General features: G+C 73.8%; 16 protein-coding genes. 8 read left to right on the plus strand and 8 right to left on the minus strand.

What is annotated here, in order from left to right; all coding sequences use genetic code 11:
• Positions 1-935: 935 nt before the first annotated feature.
• A complete protein-coding gene (locus tag ACFVVU_RS38140; RefSeq protein WP_387794394.1) occupies positions 936-1694 on the minus strand; it encodes an HAD family hydrolase in 759 nt (252 codons plus the stop codon).
• A 782-nt stretch (positions 1695-2476) separates the two neighbouring features.
• On the opposite strand from ACFVVU_RS38140, the gene ACFVVU_RS38145 reads away from it, so the two are divergent.
• Positions 2477-2956 carry a universal stress protein gene (locus ACFVVU_RS38145; RefSeq protein WP_380687740.1) on the plus strand — a complete coding sequence of 160 codons (480 nt, stop codon included), beginning with the start codon at positions 2477-2479 and terminating at the stop codon, positions 2954-2956.
• A gap of 255 nt (positions 2957-3211) precedes the next feature.
• On the opposite strand, the gene ACFVVU_RS38150 is transcribed toward ACFVVU_RS38145, so the two are convergent.
• The 4 genes from ACFVVU_RS38150 to ACFVVU_RS38165 all read right to left on the minus strand — a co-directional run bounded on the left by ACFVVU_RS38150 (position 3212) and on the right by ACFVVU_RS38165 (position 9640).
• A complete protein-coding gene (locus ACFVVU_RS38150) occupies positions 3212-4402 on the minus strand; it encodes an acyl-CoA dehydrogenase family protein (RefSeq protein ID WP_355370136.1) in 1191 nt (396 codons plus the stop codon).
• A gap of 143 nt (positions 4403-4545) precedes the next feature.
• Positions 4546-5565, minus strand: a complete 1020-nt coding sequence (locus ACFVVU_RS38155; RefSeq protein WP_387794397.1) for a hydroxymethylglutaryl-CoA lyase — start codon at positions 5563-5565, stop codon at positions 4546-4548.
• The gene (locus ACFVVU_RS38160; RefSeq protein WP_387794399.1) at positions 5562-7844 is read right to left on the minus strand and encodes an acetyl/propionyl/methylcrotonyl-CoA carboxylase subunit alpha; all 2283 of its coding nucleotides are present in this window, start codon (positions 7842-7844) and stop codon (positions 5562-5564) included. Before ACFVVU_RS38160 ends, ACFVVU_RS38155 begins: the two co-directional genes overlap by 4 nt.
• Positions 7845-7951: 107 nt before the next feature.
• Positions 7952-9640, minus strand: a complete 1689-nt coding sequence (locus ACFVVU_RS38165; protein WP_380683299.1) for a carboxyl transferase domain-containing protein — start codon at positions 9638-9640, stop codon at positions 7952-7954.
• A gap of 134 nt (positions 9641-9774) precedes the next feature.
• Between ACFVVU_RS38165 and ACFVVU_RS38170 the strand changes: the two genes are divergently transcribed.
• Both ACFVVU_RS38170 and ACFVVU_RS38175 read left to right on the plus strand, forming a co-directional pair.
• On the plus strand, positions 9775-10449 hold the full coding sequence (locus ACFVVU_RS38170) for a TetR/AcrR family transcriptional regulator (RefSeq protein ID WP_387794401.1): 675 nt from the start codon (positions 9775-9777) through the stop codon (positions 10447-10449).
• Between the two features lie 359 nt (positions 10450-10808).
• Complete coding sequence (locus tag ACFVVU_RS38175; RefSeq protein ID WP_387794403.1) at positions 10809-14984, plus strand: ABC transporter ATP-binding protein; 4176 nt, start codon at positions 10809-10811, stop codon at positions 14982-14984.
• Between the two features lie 121 nt (positions 14985-15105).
• On the opposite strand, the gene ACFVVU_RS38180 is transcribed toward ACFVVU_RS38175, so the two are convergent.
• Complete coding sequence (locus ACFVVU_RS38180; protein WP_387794405.1) at positions 15106-16101, minus strand: ATP-grasp domain-containing protein; 996 nt, start codon at positions 16099-16101, stop codon at positions 15106-15108.
• 190 nt (positions 16102-16291) lie between these two features.
• Between ACFVVU_RS38180 and ACFVVU_RS38185 the strand changes: the two genes are divergently transcribed.
• Positions 16292-16828, plus strand: coding sequence for an NUDIX hydrolase (locus tag ACFVVU_RS38185; RefSeq protein WP_380683302.1), 537 nt, complete (start codon positions 16292-16294; stop codon positions 16826-16828).
• A 14-nt stretch (positions 16829-16842) separates the two neighbouring features.
• Here ACFVVU_RS38185 and ACFVVU_RS38190 read toward each other — a convergent pair whose 3' ends face one another.
• Complete coding sequence (locus tag ACFVVU_RS38190) at positions 16843-17856, minus strand: hypothetical protein (protein ID WP_387794407.1); 1014 nt, start codon at positions 17854-17856, stop codon at positions 16843-16845.
• A gap of 199 nt (positions 17857-18055) precedes the next feature.
• Complete coding sequence (locus ACFVVU_RS38195; protein WP_387794408.1) at positions 18056-19186, minus strand: ABC transporter substrate-binding protein; 1131 nt, start codon at positions 19184-19186, stop codon at positions 18056-18058.
• Between the two features lie 294 nt (positions 19187-19480).
• Here ACFVVU_RS38195 and ACFVVU_RS38200 point away from each other — a divergent pair, with 294 nt between their 5' ends.
• The 4 genes from ACFVVU_RS38200 to ACFVVU_RS38215 all read left to right on the plus strand — a co-directional run bounded on the left by ACFVVU_RS38200 (position 19481) and on the right by ACFVVU_RS38215 (position 24178).
• Positions 19481-21115, plus strand: a complete 1635-nt coding sequence (locus ACFVVU_RS38200) for an APC family permease (protein ID WP_387794409.1) — start codon at positions 19481-19483, stop codon at positions 21113-21115.
• Positions 21116-21328: 213 nt separating this feature from the next.
• Positions 21329-22399 carry a tryptophan--tRNA ligase gene (gene trpS, locus ACFVVU_RS38205; RefSeq protein ID WP_387794411.1) on the plus strand — a complete coding sequence of 357 codons (1071 nt, stop codon included), beginning with the start codon at positions 21329-21331 and terminating at the stop codon, positions 22397-22399.
• Between the two features lie 92 nt (positions 22400-22491).
• Positions 22492-23448, plus strand: coding sequence for an LD-carboxypeptidase (locus ACFVVU_RS38210; protein ID WP_380689640.1), 957 nt, complete (start codon positions 22492-22494; stop codon positions 23446-23448).
• 13 nt (positions 23449-23461) lie between these two features.
• Complete coding sequence (locus tag ACFVVU_RS38215; protein ID WP_380689642.1) at positions 23462-24178, plus strand: nucleoside/nucleotide kinase family protein; 717 nt, start codon at positions 23462-23464, stop codon at positions 24176-24178.
• The last annotated feature ends 300 nt before the right edge of the window (positions 24179-24478 follow it).

Here is a 24478-nt window from a genome sequence, read left to right on the forward strand (position 1 = left end):
ACACATAGCGGTGATCTTCGCGGACACCTCGACCGCGAAGATCACCGCCAGCTGATCACGCCATGCAGCCGATCAATTACCCAACACTTTCTCAGACGCGCCCGGCCGGTGTGCCTGGGCTGCGGATTTGCCCAAGGGCGGGGGAGCCGCGCGAGATTGACCGAAAATAGGCGGTGCACGTGAGGGCGCACGGCTGCATCGCGTGCGCCTCCCAGGCTTCATCCGGCCAGTGCCGGAGCCGAGGAACGGTGGTCGGCCGCCCGGTACCCCGCCGCTCGGGGGAGATCCCGGCCGGCCCGAACAGGCCAACGGCGACGTCTGCGGCCCCCGGAGGTCGGCCGTCGGAGGCGGGCGCGGTGCACGAACCGGCCGCGCGGGGCCCGGAACTGACGACGCCGATCACGGCGGAACGGTTGCGCTGGACAGGGCCTCGATCTGAGCCGTTCGGCCGCGCCCGCGCTTCGACGGCGCTGTCCGGCCGCTCTGCTGACGGCGGGTGAGCCGCCGGGGCGCGAGCCGCTGGGGAGGGGTGAGTCGCTGGGGAGGGGTGAGTCGCTGGGGCGGGGCGACCCGTCGGGCCGTCGACGCACGCATCCGCCCGTGCCCGGGCGGCCTCCGCGCGATCACGGCCCGAAGTCCGTTATTCGGTCCGGGCCGGACGGTGCGACGGCACCGCGAAGCCGGCCCGTGCCGTGAGCGCGGCCACGTGCTCCGCGGGTGCGGAGCCGGCGGTGGCATCCTCGGCAAACCCGCCGGACCGGTTTCGGACAGCCGGTCCGGTCCTGGAAGCCGATGAAGCACTGCCCGCGATGTGGACCGTTGAAGGCGCGCGCCCGCCGTCAGGGGCGGACGGCCGGGTCATCGCGCCGTCGCGCACGCCGCGTTGCGCCGCCGTGGCCGCTACGCGCCGGCTCGGTCCGCGCCCCTCCCAGGCCCTAACCCGCCAGGCGCGCGACGGTAACACCGCCGCCGACGGAGCGGCGTGGAACACCCGGCCCTCCCGTGAGGGCCTCGGCGCGGGGTGTGGGGACGCCGCGGGCGGACAGCACCTGCCGGACCGCTTCCGGCAGACCGGCTGCCTTGAGCGTCGGCCGGTAGGCGGGCTCGGCCCACGGGCGGCCGTGGTGCAGCCAGACGCTCCGCAGCCCGGCCAGTTCGGCGCCGGCGATGTCCGCGGGGGCGTGGTCGCCGATCATCCAGGTGTGCGTGGCCCAGTCCCCGGTCGGCGCGATGCCGCACCGCTGCGCCGCGATCTCGAAGATCATCGGGTCCGGTTTGAGGCAGTCGGCCTCCTCGGAGATCACCCAGCCGTCGACCATCGGTCCGAGGCCGGTCCGCCGGATCTTCTCCAGTTGGGCACCGGTGCTGCCGTTGCTGACGATACCGAGCCGCCACCCGGCGGCGCGCGCCGCCCGCAGTGCGTCGATGTTGCGGGCCGGACAGTGGATGTGGGAGTTGATGCCGTGCCGGTAGTGGGCGAGCAGCCGGTCGAGCGACTCGTCGAGGCCGTAGCGGCGCCGGGCGGCGGACAGTACGGTGCTGCGCGGTACGTAGCCGCCGCCGTCGATGGTGACGAGCCAGTCGACGTCTCCGGCCGGCAGCGCCCGTTCGGTCAGAAAGTCCTGAGCCCAGGCCCGGAATGCGGCGTCCCTGGGGAGCAGCGTGTTGTCGAGGTCGAGCAGGAGCAGGGGCATGTCGAGCATGGTGCCAGCGGCCGCGCCTATGCACCTGGCAAATGCCAGACGGCGTCCCGAACCGGTGCCCCTTGGCTGAAACGGGTGCCGGAGCGGCGGCGCACCGCCCCCACCGCCCCCACGACCGCTCACCGCCCTCCTGCGGCTCACCGCCCTTCCCTCCGATGACCGGTCGCTCCACCGGCCACCTCGTTCGCCGCCTCGACGGTCGCCTCACTGCCCGGTGACCGTCGGCAACGGATCGTCATCGATCCATGACAGTCCGGTCACGGTGTCCCCGAAGCCTGTTGCGCCGCCCGGTCCGCTCAGTCAAGCTCCAGGGAACCTCCTTCGCCGGAGGGGCGCCTTCGCGTCTGGGCAAGGGGCGCACCGCAGCCGGTGCGCGCATCCCTCGTTCGTGGGAAGAGTGTCGCCCCCGAGGCCGCGCGGCTGGGCTGCGTGTCCGGCCCGTCGTACTCTGAAAGGAACAGGTCACCAACGGTGGTGCTCGGCGCAGACCGACGTCTTCCCGTGTGCGGGCCTGCCGCCCGGGCAGCGTTGTCCTCTCCTGTCGGCCCATCTCCTTCGAAGAGCCTTGTGCCATGGCTGGTTCTGAGCCCTCCCGACCGGTGGAGCCGGGCGAGGACGCCCGTTTCCCCCACCCGCTTCGCCACCTCGCCCGCCGCGGCCGTCCCGGACCGGGCTCCCGCCAGCGGCGGGACGACCGACGGTCCGATGCTCCTCCGGAGCCCCCGGTGACAGGCCGGCCGGGACCGGGCGCCGAACGCCCGAGCGCCTTCGGCCTGCCCGGCGCGGCCGGCGAGCCGACGGTCCGCGAGGCAACCGCCAAGCCCTGCGACCCGGCTTTCCAGCACGGTGTGGTGGTGGGCTTCGACGGCTCGCTGTCCAGTGAGCGCGCCCTCGCCTACGCGGTGGGCATGGCCCGCCGCTCCCAGTGCGGCCTGGTGATCGTGCATGTGGCCAACCGCCTGCCCGCCACCGTCTGGGCCGGCTGCGAGCCACCGGTCTTCGTCGACCTCCCCGACCACCGGACGGAGGTGCTCGGCCTGGAGCTCGCCTGCGCGGACTTCCTTGCAGGGGTGCCCTGGATCCTGGTCGAGCGGGGCGGCGACATCTGCCACGAGATCGAGGAGGTCGGCCGCGAGTTCGCCGCCGATGCGATCGTGGTCGGCACGACGCACGGCCTGCTCGGCAAGATCTTCGGCTCGGTCTCCGGCCGCCTGGCCCGCCGTGCCAACCGCCCGGTGATCGTGATCCCCTGACGGACGGTCCGGTGTCCGTGCGGATGAACAACTGCTCCATATCAACCGGTTGATGAATCGGTCCGCGCCCCGGTGCGCTCCCGACGGCCGGTGGTGGCGTCAACCCCGTTGGCGCCCACGCCTGGGACGGCCCCGGGCACCGTCCCAGGCGCGGCCACCAGCGTTGCCGCTGCCACGCCCCTTGGTGATCGCCCCCGGAGCGGCCCGCCGGTCGGAGCGGGCCGACGGTCGGCGCGGGTGCGGCCTACGACAGTCTCAGGATCCGATGCCGAGCTCTCGCGCGATGAGCATCCGCTGGACCTCCGAGGTGCCTTCACCGATCTCCAGGATCTTGCAGTCCCGCCAGAAGCGGGCGACGGGGAATTCGTTCATGAAGCCGTACCCACCGTGGATCTGGGTCGCCTCGCGGGCGTTGTCGACGGCGGCCTCCGACGAGTACAGCTTGGCGATCGCGGCCTCCTTCTTGAACGGTTCCGAGTGCAGCAGCCGGGACGCGGCGTCCCGCCAGGCGAGGCGGGCGGTGTGGGCGCGCATCTCCATGTCGGCGAGCTTGAACTGGATGGCCTGGTTGGCGCCGATCGCGCGGCCGAAGGCGCGGCGCGTACCGGCGTACGAGACGGACTGGTCGACGCAACCCTGGGCCAGGCCGGTGGCCAGAGCGGCGATCGCGATGCGGCCCTCGTCGAGGATCCGCAGGAACTGGGCGTAGCCGCGACCTCGCTCGCCCAGCAGGTTGGCCGCAGGGACGCGGCAGTCGGTAAAGGACAGTTCGCGGGTGTCGGATGCGTTCCATCCGACCTTCGAGTACTTCTTCGACACCTGGAACCCGGGGGTCCCGGTGGGCACGATGATGGAGGAGATTTCCCGCCGAGGCGAGGAGAATTCGCCCTCTTCACTCGAACGAGCGATCGGTTCGGTGAGCGCGGTGACGGTGACCAGCCCGGTGATGTCGGTACCGGAGTTGGTGATGAAGCACTTGGTGCCGTTGATCACCCACTCGTCGGTGGCCTCGTCGTACCGCGCGGTGGTGCGGGTCGCCCCGGCGTCCGAGCCGCCCTCGGGCTCGGTCAGGCCGAACGCGCCGAGCAGCTCGCCGGAGGTCAGCCGGGGCAGCCACTCGCGCTTCTGCTCCTCCGTGCCGAACCGGTAGACGGGCATCGCACCGAGCGAGACCGCCGCCTCCAGGGTGATCGCGACCGAGGAGTCGACCCGGGCCAGCTCCTCCAGCGCCAGGCAGAGCGCGAAGTAGTCGCCGCCCATGCCGCCGTACTCCTCCGGGAACGGCAGGCCGAACAGACCCATCCGCCCCATCTCCCGCACGATCTCGTAGGGGAACTCGCCCTGCTCGTAGTACTCGCCGATCTTCGGCGCGACCACGTCCTGGGCGAATTCGGCCACGGTGCGCCGCAGTTCCTCGTGCTCGGTGTTCAGCCGGTGGTCGAGCATGATGGTGATCCTCCTGGGGCCCCGCCGGGTGGGCGCGGGCGTGGTCGGGACGACGGCCGCCGGTGCTGGTGTGCCGGGCGGACGGTGTGATGAGCGGACGTGTACGAGGGGGCCGCCCCGGTGCGCGGGCCGGCCGGTGCGGGTCAGTCCGGTTGTCCGGCGGGGGTGGTGCCGAGCAGGGCCTGGACCGTGCGGGAGGGGCTCGGCCGGCCGAGCCGGCGCGCCATCCAGCCGCTGGTGGCGACCAGGGCGCGCAGGTCGACGCCGGTCCGGATGCCGAGTCCGTGCAGCATCCACACCAGGTCCTCGGTGGCCAGGTTGCCGGTGGCGCTCTTGGCGTAGGGGCAGCCGCCCAGCCCGCCGGCCGAGGCGTCCACGGTGGTGACCCCGGAGCGCAGCGCCGCCAGCGTGTTGCTCAGCGCCTGGCCGTAGGTGTCGTGGAAGTGCACGGCGAGCCTGCCGACCGGCACCCCCGCCCCGGCGAACCCGTCGAGCAGGGCGGTGACCTGCCCGGGGGTGGCCACGCCGATGGTGTCGCCGAGGCTGAGCTCGGCGCAGCCCATCTCCAGCAGCCGCACCCCGGAGCGGACCACCTGGGCGACCGGGACCGGCCCCTCCCAGGGGTCGCCGAAGCACATCGACAGATAGCCGCGGACCGGGACGCCGGCCGCCGCGGCCCGCTCCACCACGGGGCGGAACATCGCCATCGCCTCGTCCGCCGAGCGGTTGAGGTTGCGGCGGGCGAAGGTCTCGGTGGCGCTGGCGAACACCGCGACGTCGGTGGCGTGGTGGGCCAGCGCGCGGTCCAGGCCGCGCTCATTGGGCACCAGCACCGGCAGGCGCAGTCCCGGGTGGCGGTCCGGCAGGTCGGCGAGCCGGGGCATCAGCTCCTCGGCGTCGGCGAGCTGGGGTACCCATTTCGGGTGAACGAAGCTGGTGGCCTCGACGGTGCGCAGACCGGCGGCCGCGAGCCGGCCGATGAACTCGGCCTTGACCTCGACGGGGACGAGCGTGCCCTCGTTCTGCAGGCCGTCACGCGGGCCGACCTCGTGGATCCGCACCTCGGCGGGCAGGCCGGGGGAGCGGACCGGGGCCGGCAGGCCCAGGTCGAGGGCGTCCGGTTCGCGGGCGGGGCCGGCGTCTCTCGGTGCGGGGGCGGTCACGACCGCACCGCCTCGGGGGCCTCGGCCGGGGCGTCCGCGGGGGCCGGGACGGTCTCGGCGGGGGCGACCACGACCAGCAGTTCCTCCATCGCCACGGTGGCGCCGGTGGCGGCCCGCAGCTCGCTCACCGTGCCGTCGTGCGGGGCGGTGATCACGTGTTCCATCTTCATGGCCTCCAGGACGAGCAGGGGCTGGCCCTTGCGGACCGCCTCCCCGGCCGTGGTCTTCACGACCGTGACGGTGCCCGGCATCGGCGCGGTCAGCGCCCCGTGGTGGGCGGCGGTGCCGGCGGCGCTCTCGCCGACCGCGTCGTGGGTGTGCACCGGCCAGGCGTCGCCGTCGATCCCGAGCCAGGTCACCGGGCCGGTGGCGGGTGCGGCGGGACCGTCGGCGGCGAGCGCGAAGCTCGTCCGCAGGCCGTCGACGGCCAGGTGGAGGCGGTCCCCGGAGCGGCCGGCCCGGGCCCGGTGGACCGGCCCGGAGTCGAGCCGGATCTCGACCTCCAGGGCGCGGTCGGACGGATTGTCGGTGGCGTCGGCTACGTTGCCCGCAGTGATCGATCGGATGCGCACCGACACCGGGTCCTGGCCGGGGGTACGGAGTCGGTGGGTGGTCCAGGCGGGGTCGCCGCCCAGGCGCCAGCCGGAGGGAAGGGAGAACGGGTCGGTCCAGCCGTCGGCGTCGGCGGCCGGGGTGAGGTCCAGGTGCCGCGCGAGCGCGGCCGCGTAGTAGAGGAGGTGGGCGGGTGTCGGCGGTTGCGGCGGCAGGGAGCCGGAGGGCTCGGCGGGCGGCGTGACGGCGGCGGCCGGGGAGTACGGCGAGGCGAGCAGCCCGGGCTGCTGCTGCGCCGTCTGCTCGACCAGGCCGGTGTCGAGCCGGCCGGCGGCGACCTCCGGGTGGGCGAGCAGCAGCCGCAGGAAGCCGGTGTTGGTGGTGACGCCGAGGATCCGGGTGTCGGCCAGCGCGGCGCGCAGGCGCCGCAGCGCGGTCGGACGGTCGGGCCCGTAGGCGATGACCTTGGCGAGCATGGGGTCGTAGGAGCTGGTGATCACGGTCCCGGGGGCGACTCCGGAGTCCACCCGGATGCCCTCGCCCCGCGGTTCGTCGAGGAGCAGGATGCGTCCGCCGGTGGGCAGGAAGTCCCGTTCCGGGTCCTCGGCGCAGATCCGGGCCTCGATGGCGTGGCCCTGGAAGGAGATGTCGGACTGGGTGAAGGAGAGGGGTTCGTCGGCGGCGATCCGCAGCTGCCACTCGACCAGGTCCAGCCGCCGGGGCCGGCCGGCGGCGGACCCGGCGGTGTCGACGGTGTCGGCCACGGCCACGGCGAGCTCGGTGACGGGGTGTTCCACCTGGAGACGGGTGTTCATCTCCATGAAGAAGAAGTCGCGCACGCCCTCGTCGTCGGCGGGGGAGTCCGGGTCGACGCCGGGGACGATGAACTCCACGGTGCCGGCGCCGGTGTAGCCGCAGGACTCGGCGGCACGGACGGCCGCGGCGCCCATCGCCGCGCGGGTCTCGGCGTTGAGCAGGACGGAGGGAGCCTCTTCGATCAGCTTCTGGTGGCGGCGCTGCAGGCTGCACTCGCGCTCGCCGAGGTGGACGGTGGTGCCGTGGGCGTCGGCCAGCACCTGGACCTCGATGTGGCGCGGCCGGTCGATCCAGCGCTCCAGCAGCAGGGTGTCGTCGCCGAAGGCGGTGCGGGCGACGCGCCGGGCCGCGGCGATCTCGGTCGGCAGGTCGGCCGGGTCGCGGACCAGGCGCATGCCCTTGCCGCCGCCGCCGGCGGACGGCTTGAGCAGCACGGGGTAGCCGATCTCCCCGGCGGCCGCGACGAGTTCCTCGTCGGTGGGCGCCGTGGCCCGGCTGCCCGGAACCACCGGCACGCCGGCGGCCCGGACGGCCTCCTTGGCGTTGATCTTGTCACCCATCAGCTCGACCGCGGCGGGAGGAGGTCCGATGAAGACGAGGCCGGCGTCGGCGCAGGCGCGGGCGAAGGAGGCGTTCTCGGCGAGGAAGCCGTAGCCGGGGTGGACGGCCTGGGCTCCGGTCCGGCGGGCGGCGGCGAGGATCTGGTCGGTCCGCAGGTAGGTCTCGGCGGCGGAGCTGTCGCTGCGGTCGGCCGGGCCGAGCCGGACCGCGACGTCGGCCTCGCGGACGTGCGGCGCGTCGGCGTCGGCGTCGCTGAACACGGCGACCGAGCGCACGCCGAGCCGCCGCAGGGTGCGGATCACCCGGACGGCGATCTCGCCGCGGTTGGCGACCAGAACTGTGTCGAACATGGGAGGCGTTCCTCCGGGTCGAGGGGAGCCGTACGAAGGAGGTGGTGGCACCGGGTGGGTGCCGGGCACCTGGGAGGCGGCGGGGCCGGCGGGCCGCCGCCCGGGGGCTACATGCGGAAGACGCCGAACGGGCCGGGCGCCGGGAGCGGGGCGTTGGCGCAGGCGGTGAGTGCCAGGCCGAGCGCGGTCCGGGTGTCCAGCGGGTCGATCACACCGTCGTCCCAGAGCCGGGCGGTGGCGTAGTAGGCGTTGCCCTGGCGCTCGTACTGCTCGCGCACGGGGCGCTTGAACTCCTCCTCCGCCTCGGCGGGCCACTGCTCGCCGTGCGCCTCCAGCTGGTCGCGGCGGACGGTGGCCAGCACCGACGCGGCCTGCTCGCCGCCCATCACGGAGATCTTGGCGTTCGGCCACATCCACAGGAAGCGGGGTGAGTAGGCCCGGCCGCACATCGAGTAGTTGCCGGCTCCGTACGAGCCGCCGATCACCACTGTCAGCTTCGGGACGCGGGTGCAGGCGACGGCGTTGACCATCTTGGCGCCGTGCTTGGCGATGCCGCCCGCCTCGTACTGCCGGCCGACCATGAACCCGGTGATGTTCTGCAGGAAGAGGAGGGGGATGCCCCGCTGGTCGCACAATTCGATGAAGTGGGCGCCCTTGAGGGCGGACTCGGCGAACAGCACGCCGTTGTTGGCGACGATGCCCACGGGGTGGCCGTGGATCCGGGCGAACCCGGTCACCAGGGTCGCGCCGTACTCGGCCTTGAACTCGGCGAACCGGCTGCCGTCGACCAGCCGGGCGATCACCTCGCGCACGTCGTAGGGCGTGCGCGGGTCGACCGGGACGGCCCCGTACAGGCCGGCCGGGTCGACGGCCGGCGGTTCGGCCGGGGCGAGCGGCCACGGGCGGGCCGGGCGCGGGCCCAGCCCGGCGACGATGGTGCGGACGATGGACAGGGCGTGGGCGTCGTCCTCGGCCAGGTGGTCCGTGACGCCGGAGGTCCGCGAGTGCAGGTCGCCGCCGCCGAGCTCCTCGGCCGTCACCACCTCGCCGGTCGCCGCCTTCACCAGCGGCGGCCCGCCGAGGAAGATGGTGCCCTGGTTGCGGACGATGACGGCCTGGTCGCTCATCGCCGGGACGTACGCGCCGCCGGCCGTGCAGGAGCCGAGCACGGCGGCGATCTGCGGGATGCCCGCGGCTGACAGGCGGGCCTGGTTGTAGAAGATCCGGCCGAAGTGGTCGCGGTCCGGGAAGACCTCGTCCTGCATCGGGAGGAAGGCGCCGCCGGAGTCGACCAGGTAGACGCAGGGGAGCCGGTTCTCCAGCGCGACCTCCTGGGCGCGCAGGTGCTTCTTGACCGTCATCGGGTAGTAGGTACCGCCCTTGACGGTGGCGTCGTTGGCGACCACGACCACCTCGCGCCCGGCGACCCGGCCGATGCCGGCGATCACCCCGGCGGCCGGGGCGGCCCCGTCGTACATCCCGTCGGCCGCCAGCGGGGCCAGTTCGAGGAAGGGGGAGGCCGGGTCGAGCAGGGTGTCCACCCGGTCGCGGGGGAGCAGCTTGCCGCGCGCGGTGTGCCGGGCGCGGGCCTTGGCGCCGCCGCCGAGCGCGGCCGTGCCGAGCTTCTCGCGCAGCTCGGCGACCAGGGCCCGGTGGGCGGCGGTGTTCGTCCGGTACGCCTCGGAGCCGGGGTCCGCGGCCGTGCCCAGCCGGGGGGCCGGTGCGGTGGCGCCAGGGGCGCCGGCCGCGGCGTTGCCGTTGATGCCGGTGGGCGCGCCGGCGGTGGAGATGACCATCCCAAGAGCTCCCTTGCCCTCGGCGGCAGGTGGGCCGGAGGGGCTGGTGAGCCCGCGACCCCCACACGTTAATGAACGTTAACTTCCGCCGCCCAGGTTAACGACCGATAACCCCACTGTCTACGATGGGCCGCATGCCGAATGTTCCACCCGCCTCCGGGCTCCCGCGTCGCGACCAGATCCGCAAGGAGGCCGCCCGGTTGTTCGCGGCCCGGGGCTTCCTGGGTGTCGGCGTGGACGAGATCGGCAAGGCGGTGGGGATCAGCGGCCCCGCGCTCTACCGGCACTTCGCCGGCAAGGACGCCATGCTCGCCGACCTGCTCGTCGGCATCAGCGAGCGGCTGCTGGAGGAGGGCCGGCGCCGGGCGGGCGGCAGCGAGGGTCCGGCCGCCGCGCTGGACGCGCTGGTCGGCGGCCACGTCGACTTCGCGCTCGACGACCGCGACCTGATCACCCTGCACGACCGCGAGCTGCTCAACCTCCGCGAGGAGGACCGCCGGACCGTCCGCCGCCTCCAGCGCGCCTACGTGGAGCTCTGGGTCGACGTGGTCCGCCAGGCCTACCCGCCGCTCGCCGCCCCGTCCGCCGAGCCGGTCGCCCGGGCGTCCGTGCACGCCGTCTTCGGGCTGATCAACTCCACCCCGCACAGCCACGGCCCCAACCCCGCCCACGGGGACGAGCGGGCCGGACTCCCGCGTGACGCGATGGCCGGGCTGCTGCACGACCTGGCGCACGGGGCCTTCTCGGCGGCCGCCGACGCCGTCGCCGCCGACACCGCGCGGGCCGCCGCCGGGGCCGGGCGCGCCTGAGCCCGGATCCCGTCGGTTCGCGTTGCGCCGTCCGGGGGAGGGGCGGTCGCGGAACCGGTCGCGGAACCGACCGCAGGGCCAACCGCAGGGCCGACCGCGGGGTCGACCCGTGCGGGGTCCGGGCCGGTGCGGGCTCGTCCCGACGGCCTAGGACCAAGGGAGGCGGCGCCCTGCGCCGGTGGGCGGTGGGCGTTTCCCGGGTCCGTCGGCGACCCTGGTGGTGGGCGCGCCGCCCCGGCCCCGTCGGGAATCACCGCAGGTTGCGGGCTGTTGCCCCCTCCGTCGGGCCGGGACCTCCGGCTCGCCCTGGCCTGAAACTCCATGGCGGCCACCCGACGGAATGGTTAGCATCCCTAAATATGCCTGAGACTCACGGATCTACGGTGGAGCTTTCCCCGAGCGGCACCCGAACCGACACCCCGGGCGGGTCCGGGGACGGGCACGCCCGACCGGGCCCGTCCGCGGACCCCACGACCGACACCGACACCGGTACCGGCACGCGTGCCGCCGCCACCACCGGTGGCGAAGGCGGCGGCCCCGACGCCCCCGACGCCCCCGACGGCCGGGGCTGGCTCCGACGGCTGCTCGGCTACTGCTGGCGCTCCCGGCGCAGCGTGCTGCTCGCCTTCGGGGCCTCGCTCCTCGGCATGGCCGTCACCGCCCTGGTGCCCCTGGTCACCAAGGTGATCATCGACGACGTCATCACCGCGCACACCCGCCCGCTCGCCCCGTGGGCCGTGACCCTGCTGCTGGCCGCCGCCGTGGTGTTCGGCTGCACCCAGGTCCGCCGCTACTACGGCGGGCAGCTGGCCGTCGACGTCCAGCACGACCTGCGCGCCGACCTCTTCCGGTCGCTCGGCCGGCTCGACGGCCACCGCCAGGACCGCCTGGACACCGGCCAGGTGGTCGGCCGCGCGACCTCCGACCTCCAGCTGGTCAACGGGCTGCTCTCGATGCTGCCCATGATGACCGGCTACCTGATCATGTTCGCCATGTCGCTCGGCGTGATGATCTGGCTCTCGCCGCCGCTCACCCTCGTCGCTCTGGTCATGGCCCCGGCGCTGTGGTGGGTCTCGACGCTCAGCCGCAAGCGGCTCTTCCCCGCCACGTGGGCGGCCCAACAGGAGGCCGCCGCCGTCGCCGGCGTGGTCGACGAGGCCATCGGCGGCGTGCGGGTGGTCAAGGGCTTCGGCCAGGAGGCCCAGGAGCTGGACAAGCTGGAGGCGGCCTCGCGCCACCTCTTCGCGGCCCGGCTCCGCTCGATCCGGCTCAACAGCCGCTACAACCCCGCCATGCAGGCGATCCCCGCGCTGGCCCAGGTCGCGGTGCTGGCCTTCGGCGGCTGGCTGGCGGTCGACGGCCAGGTCTCGCTCGGCACCTTCGTCGCCTTCTCCACCTACGTCGCCCAGATGACCGGTCCGGTCCGGATGCTGACCATGGTCATCACGGTCGGCCAGCAGGCCCGGGCCGGTGTCGAGCGCGTGCTCCAGCTGATCGACGAGCGCCCGCTGGTCCAGGAGCGCCCGGACGCCGTCACCCTCGACCTCACCCGGGAACCGGCCGCCGCCCCCGGCGTCGAGGGCCCCGACACCGAGGACCCCGGAACCGCCATGACCGGGACCGGGACCGCGACCGCGACCGGGTCTGCGAGCCCGCGCGTGGTCGGCCCGCTCACCACCGAGGTCGCGCTGGAGTTCGACCGGGTCGGCTTCCGCTACGACCCCGAGCACCCGGCGCCCGTCCTGCACGGCCTCAGTCTGCGCCTCGCCCCCGGCGAGACCCTGGCCCTGGTCGGCGCGTCCGGCTCGGGCAAGTCCACCGTCGCGCAGCTGGTGCCGCGGTTCTACGATCCGGCGGCCGGCGCCGTCCGCCTCTACGGCCACGACCTGCGTGACCTGACCCTCGACTCGGTCCGGGCAGCCGTCGGCATCGTGCCCGAGGAGAGCTTCCTCTTCTCCGAGACGGTCCGCACCAACATCGCCTACGGGCGACCGGACGCCACCGACGAGCAGATCGTCGCCGCCGCCCGCGCCGCCCAGGCCGACGAGTTCGTCCGGGCCCTGCCCGACGGCTACGAGACCAAGGTCGGCGAGCAGGGGCTCACCCTCTCCGGCGGCCAGCGCCAGCGCATCGCCCTGGCCCGGGCGATCCTCACCGACCCCCGCATCCTGCTCCTCGACGACGCCACCTCGGCCGTCGACCCGCAGATCGAGGCGGAGATCCACGACGCGCTGCGCTCGGTCATGGCCGGCCGCACCACACTGCTGATCGCCCACCGCCGCTCCACCCTCCAGCTGGCCGACCGGATCGCGGTCCTCGACCAGGGCCGGCTGCTGGACCTCGGCACGCACGAGGAACTCGAAGCCCGATGTCCCCGGTACCGGGCCCTGATCACCGACCCCGAGGCCGGCCGCGCCCCCGCCGCGCCGAACCCGGCGGACCCCGAGGACCCGAAGGCCCCGGCGAACCCGCCGAAGCCGGCGGACGCGACCGAACCGACGCGCGGCACCGACCCGGCGGACGCGACCGAACCGATGCACGGCACCGACCCGGCGCGGCCGAAGGACCCGGCCGGGACGGCCCCCGCCGCCGCGCCGCCCGCACCCCCCGCGATGCCCACCCCGGCCCTGGCCAAGGCGGCCCGCACCGCCGCACCCGACCTCCTCGCCAAGGTCGCCGCCCTCCCGCCGGCCGCCGACACCCCGGCCATCTCCCGCGCCGAGGCCGAGCGGGGCGACGCCGACTTCAGCCTCCGCCGCCTGCTGCGCCCCTTCCGCGCGCCGCTCGCCCTCGCGCTGGTGCTGGTCGCCCTCGACGCGGGCGCGGCCCTGGTCCTGCCGATCCTGATCCGGCACGGCATCGACGACGGCGTCAGCAAGGGCGTCATGACCGGCGTCGCCGTCGCCTCGCTCGCCGCCCTGGTCGTCGTCCTGCTGGACTGGCTGGTGCAGAGCGCCGAGAACCGGGTCAGCGGCCGCACCGGCGAACGGGTGCTCTACTCGCTCCGGCTCAAGATCTTCGCCCACCTCAACCGGCTCGGCCTCGACTACTACGAGCGCGAGCTGTCCGGCCGGATCATGACCCGGATGACCACCGACCTGGACTCGCTCACCTCCTTCCTGCAGACCGGCGTGGTCACCGCCGTGGTCAGCCTGCTGACCTTCCTCGGCATCTTCGGGGCCCTGCTGGTGATCGACGCCGGGCTCGCCCTGGCCGTCTTCGCGGTGCTGCCGCTGCTCGTGGTGGCGACCCTGGTGTTCCGCCGGAAGTCCAAGGCCCAGTACGAGATCTCCCGCGACCTCATCAGCACGGTCAACGCCGACCTGCAGGAGAACGTGGCCGGCATGCGGATCGTCCAGGCGTTCCGCCGGCTGGACACCAACACGGACCGCTTCGTCGCCCGCGGCATCGCCTACCGGGACGCCCGTGTCCGCGCCCAGCTCTACATCTCGCTGTACTTCCCGTTCGTGCAGTTCCTCTCCAGCGTGGCCGCCGCGCTGGTGCTGATCGTCGGCGCCTCGCGGGTGGAGGCCGGGACCCTCACCGTCGGCGCGCTGGTGGCGTACCTGCTCTACATCGACCTGTTCTTCGCGCCGGTCAACCAGCTCTCCCAGGTCTTCGACGGCTACCAGCAGGCGGCGGTGGGCCTGGGCCGGATCCGCGAGCTGCTGCGCACCCCGACCAGCACCGCGGTGGCCGCCGACCCGGTGCCCGTCCCGGCCGGACTGCGCGGCGAGATCGAGTTCGACCACGTCGGCTTCGCCTACAACGGCGGCGCGGACGGCTCCCCGGACGTCCTGACCGACGTCAGCCTGCGGATCCCCGCCGGGCAGACGGTGGCGCTGGTCGGCGAGACCGGGGCCGGCAAGTCCACCCTGGTCAAGCTGGTCGCCCGGTTCTACGACGCGACGGCCGGCACCGTGCGGGTCGACGGCGTGGACCTGACCCGCTACGACCTCGCGCAGTACCGCCACCGGCTCGGCGTGGTGCCGCAGGAGGCCTACCTGTTCGCCGGGACGGTGCGCGAGGCGATCGCGTACGGCCGGCCCGACGCCTCGGCGGCCGAGGTGGAGGCGGCGGCCCGGGCGGTCGGCGCGCACGACATGATCGTCCGGCTGTCCGGCGGCTACGACCACGAGGTCGCGGGCCGGGGCCGGAACCTCTCGGCGGGCCAGCGCCAGCTGATCGCGCTGGCCCGGGCGGAGCTGGTCGATCCGGACGTCCTGCTGCTGGACGAGGCCACCGCGGCCCTCGACCTGGCCACCGAGGCGGCGGTCAACCACGCCGCCGACCGGCTCAGCGGCGGCCGCACCACGCTGGTCATCGCCCACCGGCTGACCACCGCCGAGCGCGCCGACCGGGTCGTGGTCCTGGACCACGGCCGGGTGATCGAGGACGGCACGCACACCGAACTGCTCGCCCGGGGCGGGGCGTACACCCGGCTCTGGCAGGCGTTCGTCGCGGAGGGCGGGCATGGTGGTGCCGACGGCCGCGGCGCCGCGGCCGTACCGGCCTCGGACGCGATCGTCGGATAACCGGTCCGAACAGGCCGAACAGCGGTCCGGCCGAACAGCGCGACGGCGGGGCGGCGGTCTGACGGGACAGCGGGGCGGCGGGCACCGGAAACGGGCCCGCCGCGCCGTCACGCCGTCCCGGTCACGCCGCGAGCAGTGCGATCAGCAGCCCCGAGGGATCGATCCCGCGAGGCAGCTCGCTCACCTGCCCGTCCCCGACCTCGACCACCCGCCAGCCGGAGCCGTCGGCCCGCTCGGCGAGGTCGGTGGTGACGAACCGGCAGCCCAGCGCCCGCACCAGCGGCCGGACCACGGACAGGTCGGGGGAGGCCGGGCAGCCGGGCAGGTCCGGGTGCGGCCCGACCAGCACCGGCTCGCCGTCCAGCCACCACGCCCGGGCCTCCACCGCCCGCCGCCGCCCGTCCCGGTCCGCGTCCCGGTCCCCGTCCGCGGCGTCCTCGGAGCCGCCGCCGGTCGGGGACGCGGCGCCACGGGCGTCCCACCCCACCCGGGTGAACTCCTCGAACCGCCGCAGCACCACACCGCCCGCCAGGTGTTCGGCCTGCAGCTCCACGAACCGCGCGACCACCCGTTCGACGGCCGGCAGATCCGCCAACTCCGGGATGTAGCAGGCCTCGTCCCACTCGTCCTTGCGGGACTTCACATAGTCCTTGACGATCGCCGGCCCCTGCCCGCCGAGCCGGGCTACGGCCGGCGCCAACCGCTCCGCTCCGACCGTCCCCGTCCCCGTCCCGGCCTCAGCCCCGGCGTCCGGCATCGGCAGCCAGACGCTCTGTGGGGTGGCGCCTTCGAACACCTCGTACCAGCCCGGAAGTTCATGCGCCGAGGCGTACCCGGGCGGGCTGGTCAGCAGCTGCCCGCCGCGTTCCGCCAGGGCGGCGGCGAAGTCCGCGTACCGGGGGGAGGGGAGCATCCACCCCCGGTACCAGAACGGCCCGCGCCCCGCCGGCACGCGGTGGACGGCCGCGCGGGCGTCGCCCGCGAGCAGCGCGTCATGGTCGACCAGATGGTGCTCGCCGCCCAGGTCGCGCAGCAGCCTGGCCTCCCAGGCGAACTGCGGGTCGACCCGGCGCGGGTCCAGCGGATGGGAGGGGAGGAGGAAGGCTGGTGCGGGCATGGGCGTCAGGGTAAGGCCACCGATGGGTCGACAGGCCGTCAAAACCCCGACGTCACAGGCCTGGACCCGCACGGACGAGCCTGTCCGGCGAGCCGCCCGGCAGCCCGTCCCGGCGGCCCCGCCGACCGGCCCCGACCCGCCCGCCGCAATCCGCTCGACGGCCGGAGCCGCCCGCTGCGAGAGTGACCCGATGCGAAACCTGTGGCGCAACGCGCGAAGGATCCCTCGGCAGGCGGCCCGCACGGTCGTCCTGGACGAAGCGGGCTCCGTCTTCCTCCTGCGCTCGGACAACAGCGAGGTCGGCGTGCACTGGACCATGCCGGGCGGCGGCATCGAGCCCGGCGAGACGCCGCGGACGGGAGCCCGCCGCGAGCTCTGGGAGGAGACCGGCTGGTCCGACCTCGAACCCGGCCCGCTGCTCTGCACCTGGGAACACGACTTCACCTGGCACGGCACACCCGTCCGCCAGCACGAGCACATCTACCTCGCCAGCGGCCCGCACCGCGGCCCGGTCGGCGACGTCAGCGCGATGCACGCCGCCGACCGGATCCTCGACTGGCGCTGGTGGACCCCGGCGGAACTCGCCGACCCGAACGCGGACGCCCTCTGGCCGCCCCGGCTGCCCGACCTGCTGTCGGCCGTCCGCGAGGGCTGGCTCACCGAGCGCCGCGCACCCGAGCCCGTCGACCTCGGCTACATCCCGAACGCCCGGCCCGCCCAGGCCTGACCCGGCCGCCCGTTTCAGGCCCGGTCGACCCGCGCCGGGCCCGGCTGGACCGTCCGGCGTCCGCCGCGCCGGCCCGTGCGCCCGGCGGGACCGGCCTGCCAGTCCCGCGGCTCCAGCTCCCGGTCGTGCAGCGCACCGGGGTTGATCACGACGGAGAGCTGCGCCCCGGCCAGCCGCTCGTAGGCGAGGCCGGTGGCGCTCAGCAGGTGCTCGGTCGGCACCGACACGGCGATCGCGGGCCGCCAGGCGGGCAGTACCACCAGACAGGTTCCCCTGCCGAGCCGAACGAGTTCGGCGGTGGCGCGGACGGCGGGCCGTTCCTCCGCCCGCCCGGGCAGCCCCGCGGGTCCGAGGCGTCCCACGGCCTCCGGCTGGTGCGGGGTGCCGCTGATCAGGACGCCCAACGGTGCCTCGGCGCCCGTCACGGACCGCGTGCCGGTGCCCGTCCCGCTGACGGTGCCGGTCCCGCTGACGGTGGCGGCTCCGGTGGCGGTACCGGTCTCCGTCCCGGTCCGGTCGTCATCGGTGCGCGGTCCGGGAACGGACGGCACGTTCGACGTCGGCGCCGGGCCGGAGGGTGTGGTCTCCGGTGGGAGGGGTCCGGCCGCCCGGGGGTGCATCCGGCGCAGCCGCCGCGACGGTGCCGGGCGCCGGGTGGTGACGGTGCGCAGCTCCTCCTGGGCCGCCCGCAGGACGGGGACGGTCCGGTCCCGGGCGGCCGGCGGCTGCTGGAGCCGGACGAAACCCTCGCCGCGACCGTCACCGCCGTCCGCGCGCTCCGGCCCGGCCACGTCCCCCGCAGCGGCGTCCGGCCCGTCCGGCCCGCCGGACCGGCCGCCGCCGCGCGGCCTGGGCACGGAGCCACCCGTCCAGCCGTCGGCCCCCGCCGCCGCGATCGAGCAACGGCTCGCGCCGTCCGCCGCCGCGGCGTTCCCGGCCGCGTCCGGGCGGATGGGCGCCGACGGCGTGATCGCGGCGGCGGGGGCCGACGGGGACCGGTCGGCGGCGGTCTGGTCGAGCGTGGTCATTGGCACGGGCCCTTCACGGTTCGGTGCCGTCGATCCTCCCGCACCGGGCGATCTCCTCCAAGCGGCTTTCCGCCTCGTGCGCCCCACGCCACCGTCCTGCCCTGTTCGTCCCGTTCGTCCCGACAACCCCAGCAGTCCCAGGGGTCCCAGCCCTTCTGGCCGTCCCAGCGGCCCAGCACCCCCCCCGGGAGAGGGCCGGTCAGGCGCCGGGCGCCACGAAGCCCTTGAGGTCGGCCAGGACGACGTTGGCCGCGGCCACGCCGAGGCCGAGGAACCAGGTCTCGTCCGGGACCGGCCGGGCCTGCCCGGACTTGACCGCACCGAGCGTCTTCCACAGGGCCCCGCCGAGCACCGCGTCCTGGTTGGTGGAGCTGGGCGTGCCGTAGACGCCGTAGAAGACCCAGTCGGCGTCCGCCTTGTCGATCTGCTCGGGGCTGATCTCCACCGCGAGCTCCTTGACCTGCTCGATCTTGGGCTGCGGCAGCTGCGCGTCGGTGAGGATGGTGCCGATGAAGGACAGCTCCGCGTAGAGCCGGGTCTTGCCGGGCATGAAGCGCAGCGGCGTGATGGTCGGCCGCTTGTCGCCGAGCGTGGCGCCGATCGCCGCGGCCGCCGCCTGGTAGGCGTCCAGCTGGGCCCTGGCCTCGGCCTCCAGGCCGAACGGGCTCGCGTTGAGCAGGAAGTTCTGCTTCCACGGGTAGCCGGGGCGCAGCGAGAAGACGGTCGGCGCGATCTTGGAGAGCTGCTCGTACTGGTCCTGGGCGCGCAGCTGGCTGCCGAGGATCAGGTCGGGCTTGAGCGCGGCGATGGCCTCCAGGTTGAGGCTGTTGATGGTGCCGACGTTGGCGGGGTTGCCGGCCTTGTCCTTGAGGTAGGACGGCATCGTCTTGGAGCCGTCGGTGTGGACGACACCGACCGGCTGGACGCCGAGCGAGACGACGTTGTCGAGTTCGCCGGTGTCGAGGACCACGACCCGGACCGGCTTGGCGGGGACGACGGTCTCGCCCATCGCGTGCTTGACGGTGCGGGGGTAGACGCCGGGTGCGGCGTCGGTGCCGAAGCCCTTCATCTTCTCGATCACGGCGGCGTAGTCGTCACCGCCCTGCTTGACCGACTTCTGGTCCGGGGTGGAGCCGCCGGAGGGCTTGGCCGTCCCGCCGCCGGAGCCGGAGGCACCGGAGCCCGGACCGTCGGAGCCGGAGCCGCCCGAGCTGCCGCAGGCGGTGAGCAGCCCGCCGATGCCGAGCACGGCTCCGCCGGTGAGGGCCGCGGTGAGCAGCTTCCGGCGGGTGGGGCGGGTGTCGGTCGGCCGGCCGGGGGTGGGGGACACGCGGCACTCCTTCAGGGACGGGGCGTCGAAGTTAGGTGAGGCAAACCTATCCGACGGCCCCCGAAGTCTCTGCGCCGCATCGCCCGAGGACGGGACCGCGTCACGAATCGTGTCAAACCACAACACTTCCGACAAATCAATTCGGTAACGACCCTTCGAAATAAAGGTACACGCCTTAACGGTCCATGCATCACAGGTCAACGGTTGGGCGTTCCTGGGCAAATCGAAGGGAGTGGTTCAGATCACCTGAGGTTGGCCTACTCAACCTTCAGTACCCGCACCTAGGGTGCGGTGGTGTTTGATCAGCAGCTCTCAGAGCACGGAAGCAGCGGCCGGGCAACGGCGCCCGCCGCTCCGCAGGGTGCCCCGGTCAGTGGCGCCAGTGGTGGAGTCCCCGGCGCCGCTTCGGCGGGGGCGGCGGGGGCGACGGGGGCAGCGGGGGACAAGGGCCTACGGGGCAACTCCGTCGGCCTGCTGAGCAGCGTGGTCCTGGGCGTCTCCACGGTCGCCCCGGTCTACTGCCTGACCGCGACCCTGGGGCCGACCGTCACCGCGGTCGGCGTCCAGATGCCCGCGGTCTTCCTCGCCGGCTTCCTGCCGATGCTGCTCGTCGCCTTTGCGTACAAGGAGCTGAACAAGGACTTCCCGGACTGCGGCACGTCCTTCACCTGGACGGTCAAGGCGTTCGGTCCCCGGGTCGGCTGGATGGCCGGCTGGGGTCTGACGGTCGCCACGATCATCGTGCTGTCCAACCTCGCCGGGGTGGCCACCGACTTCCTGTACCTCATGCTCGGCGAGATGACCGGCAGCGGCGCCGTCGCCGACCTCAACGACAACAAGGCCGTGCACCTGGCCACCGTCGTCGTGCTGATCGCCGCCGCCACCGCGATGAGCTATCGCGGCATGACGGCCACCAAGTGGTTCCAGTACAGCCTGGTCGGCCTCCAACTGGCCGTCCTGCTGCTCTTCTCCGGCATCGCCATCGCCAAGGCCGCCGCCGGCGACCTGCCCCACTCGGTCGGCTTCTCCGCCTCCTGGCTCAACCCGCTGGAAGTGAGCTCCTTCAGCGCGTTCACCGCCGGCCTCTCCCTGTCGATCTTCATGTACTGGGGCTGGGACACCTGCCTCACCATGAACGAGGAGACCAGCGGCAGCGCCAAGACCCCGGGCCGGGCCGCGATGATCTCGATGGTCACCCTGGTCGGCTCCTACCTGCTGGTCGCCATCGCCGCCCAGATGTTCGCCGGCGTCGGCACCACCGGCACCGGCCTCGGCAACCCCGACACCGCCGACAACGTCTTCGCCGCCCTGGCCCGCCCGGTGCTCGGCTCCCCGTGGAGCATCCTGCTCTTCGTGGCCGTCGTCGCCAGCGCCGCCGCCAGCCTGCAGACCACCTTCATCCCGGTCGCCCGCACCCTGCTCGCGATGAGCGCCTACCGCGCCGTGCCGCCGCGCTTCGGCACCGTCCACCCGCGCTACCGCACCCCCGGCTTCGCCACCGTCGCGGCCGGCTTCGCCACCGCCGCCTTCTACGTCGGCATGAGCGTGATCAGCGAGAACGTCGTCCAGGACACCATCCTGGCCCTCGGTCTGATGATCTGCTTCTACTACGCGCTGACCGCCTTCGCCTGCGCCTGGTACTTCCGCCGCTCGCTCCGCGACAGCCTGCGCGACCTCGTCGTCAAGGGCATCGCCCCGCTGCTCGGCGGCATCCTGCTCAGCGGCGTCTTCCTGCAGACCCTCACCGACGCCTGGGACCCGGACTACGGCAGCGGTGCCGTGTTCGGCATCGGCTCCGTGTTCGTCATCGGCGTCGGCATCCTGCTGCTCGGCGCGGTCCTCATGGCCGTGTACGGCGTCTACCGGCCCGCGTTCTTCCGCGGCGAGACGCTGCGCAAGGACACGCCCGCCCTCGTCGTCGAGGACTGATCACGACCGAGGAGTCGAACGGCGGGTGGGCACCCGCTATCCTCGAACCCATGAAGCGCTTCGCAGGTCTCAGCTGGTGGCCGTCCTAGGACGGCCACCAGCCACGCCTGACCAGGGCCGTCCGGGATGGACGGCCCTGTCGCGTTTCTCCGACGGGACGGGCCCCGAGCCCCGGACGGCCACCACCACCGCCGTTCCGAGGAGAGACACCCCGTGACCACGACCACCGCCGCCGCCGACCTCGCAGACCCCGACGACCTCGCCGACCTCGACGCGAGCATCCGCACCGACCCGGGCGCCCACCGCGTCCTCACCGGCGACCGCCCCACCGGTCCGCTCCACCTCGGCCACTACTTCGGCAGCCTCCGCAACCGGGTCCGCCTCCAGCGCCTGGGCGTCGAGATGTTCCTGGTCATCCCCGACTACCAGGTCATCACCGACCGGGACCTCGCCGACCGCCTCGCCGAGCACACCGAGAACCTCGTCCTCGACTACCTCGCCACCGGCATCGACGCCGAACGCGCCACGATCTTCACCCACAGTTCGGTCCCCGCCCTCAACCAGCTGCTGCTGCCCTTCCTCAGCCTGGTCAGCGTCGCCGAACTCCACCGCAACCCCACCGTCAAGGACGAGATCGCCCACTCCAGCCAGGCCGCCGTCAACGGACTGATGCTCACCTACCCCGTCCACCAGGCCGCCGACATCCTCTTCTGTAAGGCCGACCTGGTCCCCGTCGGCAAGGACCAGCTGCCCCACCTGGAGGTCGCCCGCACCGTCGCCCGCCGGTTCAACGAGCGCTACCCGCACCCCGACGGCACCACCGTCTTCCCCCGCCCCGGGGCCCTGCTCGGCGCCGCCCCGCTGCTGCTCGGCACCGACGGCGGCAAGATGAGCAAGAGCCGCGGCAACTCCATCCCGCTCGCCGCCGACGAGGACACCACCGCACGGCTCCTCAAGGGCGCCAAGACCGACGCCGACCGCCGCATCTCCTACGACCCCGCCGGCCGCCCCGAGGTCTCCAACCTCCTCCTGCTCGCCGCCCTCTGCCAGGACCGCACCCCCGAGGAGGTCGCCGAGGAGATCGGCGACGGCGGCGCGGCCGCGCTCAAGCGCACCGTCACCGAGGCCGTCAACGAGTACTTCCGCCCGATCCGCGCCCGCCGCGCCGAACTCGCGGCCGACCGCGGCCACCTCCGCGAGGTCCTGCGCGCCGGCTCCGAACGCGCCAACGTGATCGCCGACGCCACCCTCGCCGAAGTGCGCGAGGTCATGGGATCGCTGTGAACGCGTCAGGGGCATAACCTCTCGGGGCCGGTTCCGCGCCGGCCCCGGGACCACCCCGACCCGCGCCGCCCCACCCCGGAAGGAACCCGGCCATGGACCAGCACCCGACCACCCCCGGCCGAGGACTGACCCGCCCGCCGCACCTCCGCCCCGGGGACCACGTCACCGTGGTCGCCACCAGCGGCCCCATCGACCCCCGGCGGCTCGCCGCCGGCACCGCCCTGCTGCGCTCCTGGGGCCTGCGCGTCACCGTCGCCCCGCACGTCCTGGACACCCACCCCGTCCTCGGCCACCTCGCCGGCACCGACGCCGACCGCGCCGCCGACCTGCAGAGCGCCTGGCTCGATCCCACCGTCGACGCCGTCATGTGCGCCCGCGGAGGCTACGGCGTGCACCGCATGGTCGACCTCCTCGACTGGAACGCCCTGCGCGCCGTCCCACCCAAGGTGCTGATCGGCTACAGCGACGTCTCCTCCCTGCACGAGGCCTTCGCCCAGCGCCTCGGCATCGCCACCCTCTACGGACCGATGAGCGCCACGGCCACCTTCCTGGAGGACGGCCCCACCGCCGAACACCTGCGCCGCACCCTCTTCGAACCCGCCGCCACGACCGTCCTCACCTCGGCCACCGCCACCGCCCTCGTCCCCGGCCGGGCCCGCGGCATCACCGCCGGCGGCTGCACCCACGTCCTCGCCGCCGAACGCGGCACCCCCGCCGCCCGCCCCTCCTACGCCGGCCACCTCCTGGTCCTGGAGGACGTCAACGAGCACCCGTACCAGCTCGACCGGCTCCTCACCCAGCTCCTGCGCTCCGGAGCCTTCGACGGCGTCACCGGCATCGCCCTCGGCTCCTGGGAGGGCTGCGGCCCGCTCGACCGGGTCCGGGACGTCATGCTCGACCGCCTCGGACCGCTCGGCATACCGATCATCTGGGAACTGGGCTTCGGCCACGGCCCGTCCACCCTCACCGTCCCGCTCGGCGTCCCCGCCCTGCTCGACGCCGACGCCGGCACCCTCACCCTGGACCTGCCCGCCCTCGCCGAACGCTGAGTAGGGTTCGCCCATGAACGCGGACCGACCCACCGGGACCTCCGTCATGGCCGACCTCGACGCGGACAGCGTCGCGGCCATCGCCCGCGGCCTGCTGCGAGGCCCCGGCAGCAACGCCCGCACCATCCTCGGACTCGCCGGCCCGCCCGGCGCGGGCAAGTCCACCCTGGCCCGGCACCTCGTCGCCGAGGTCGAGCGCCACGAGGGCCCGGGCAGCGCCGCCTACCTCCCGCTGGACGGCTTCCACCTCTCCGGCGCCCAACTCGACCGTCTCGACCTCGGCCACCGCAAGGGCGCACCCGCCACTTTCGACGCGCACGGCTACGTCGCCCTGCTGCGCCGGGTCGCCACCGACCGCTTCCAGGACATCTACGTCCCCGACTTCGACCGCGACCTCGACGAGCCGGTGGCCGCCCGGCACGTGGTCCACCCGCACGCCCGCCTCGTCATCACCGAGGGCAACTACCTCGCCGCCGCCGACCACCCCTGGCCGGAGGCCCGGCGCCTGCTGCGCGAACTCTGGTACGTGGAGACGGACGACGCGGTCCGCGAGGCCCGTCTCCTCGGCCGCCACCGCGCCGGCGGCCGGGACGAGGCCACCGCCCGCCACTGGGTCACCGGCAATGACCACCCCAACGGTGAGTACGTGAAGGCCGGCCGCGCGCTCTGCACCCGTATCGTCCGAGTAGGCCGTTTGCCTCAGCCCCCGAACGGGCGTAGTGTTCTCTAGTCGCTCGGCAGGGAGCACCGGACACGCATCGGCGCGGACGGTCCCGGGGCGGCCAATCCTCTGAAACACCACCTCTTCCCGGCTACGGGCCGAGGCGTGTCGTTATTTGTTTCGACGCGTTCCGGCTCAGGGTTTATTCGGTGTGCCTGTTTTTGGGGATTGCGGCTGGATTCGCTTTTCGGAGCGGGGATCGGCTAGAGTTTGAAACGTCGGACGGGGCGTCAAGCCGCAGAAGACACCAGCGAGTTGGATGAAGGAAGCGCCGGGAACGGCACGGAAAACATCTGGTAAGCTGGAAAC

Source organism: Kitasatospora sp. NPDC057965, from assembly GCF_042887135.1.
Lineage (GTDB): Bacteria > Actinomycetota > Actinomycetes > Streptomycetales > Streptomycetaceae > Kitasatospora.

What these genes read in the sequence shown, in the direction of transcription:
- ACFVVU_RS38210 (WP_380689640.1), top strand. Translation starts at nt 22,492, where the DNA reads ATGGACCAGCACCCGACCACCCCCGGCCGAGGACTGACCCGCCCGCCG.
- ACFVVU_RS38180 (WP_387794405.1), bottom strand. Translation starts at nt 16,101, where the DNA reads ATGCCCGCACCAGCCTTCCTCCTCCCCTCCCATCCGCTGGACCCGCGC.
- ACFVVU_RS38160 (WP_387794399.1), bottom strand. Translation starts at nt 7,844, where the DNA reads ATGTTCGACACAGTTCTGGTCGCCAACCGCGGCGAGATCGCCGTCCGG.
- ACFVVU_RS38165 (WP_380683299.1), bottom strand. Translation starts at nt 9,640, where the DNA reads ATGGTCATCTCCACCGCCGGCGCGCCCACCGGCATCAACGGCAACGCC.
- ACFVVU_RS38190 (WP_387794407.1), bottom strand. Translation starts at nt 17,856, where the DNA reads ATGACCACGCTCGACCAGACCGCCGCCGACCGGTCCCCGTCGGCCCCC.
- ACFVVU_RS38140 (WP_387794394.1), bottom strand. Translation starts at nt 1,694, where the DNA reads ATGCCCCTGCTCCTGCTCGACCTCGACAACACGCTGCTCCCCAGGGAC.
- ACFVVU_RS38175 (WP_387794403.1), top strand. Translation starts at nt 10,809, where the DNA reads ATGCCTGAGACTCACGGATCTACGGTGGAGCTTTCCCCGAGCGGCACC.
- ACFVVU_RS38185 (WP_380683302.1), top strand. Translation starts at nt 16,292, where the DNA reads ATGCGAAACCTGTGGCGCAACGCGCGAAGGATCCCTCGGCAGGCGGCC.
- ACFVVU_RS38215 (WP_380689642.1), top strand. Translation starts at nt 23,462, where the DNA reads ATGAACGCGGACCGACCCACCGGGACCTCCGTCATGGCCGACCTCGAC.
- ACFVVU_RS38150 (WP_355370136.1), bottom strand. Translation starts at nt 4,402, where the DNA reads ATGCTCGACCACCGGCTGAACACCGAGCACGAGGAACTGCGGCGCACC.
- ACFVVU_RS38170 (WP_387794401.1), top strand. Translation starts at nt 9,775, where the DNA reads ATGCCGAATGTTCCACCCGCCTCCGGGCTCCCGCGTCGCGACCAGATC.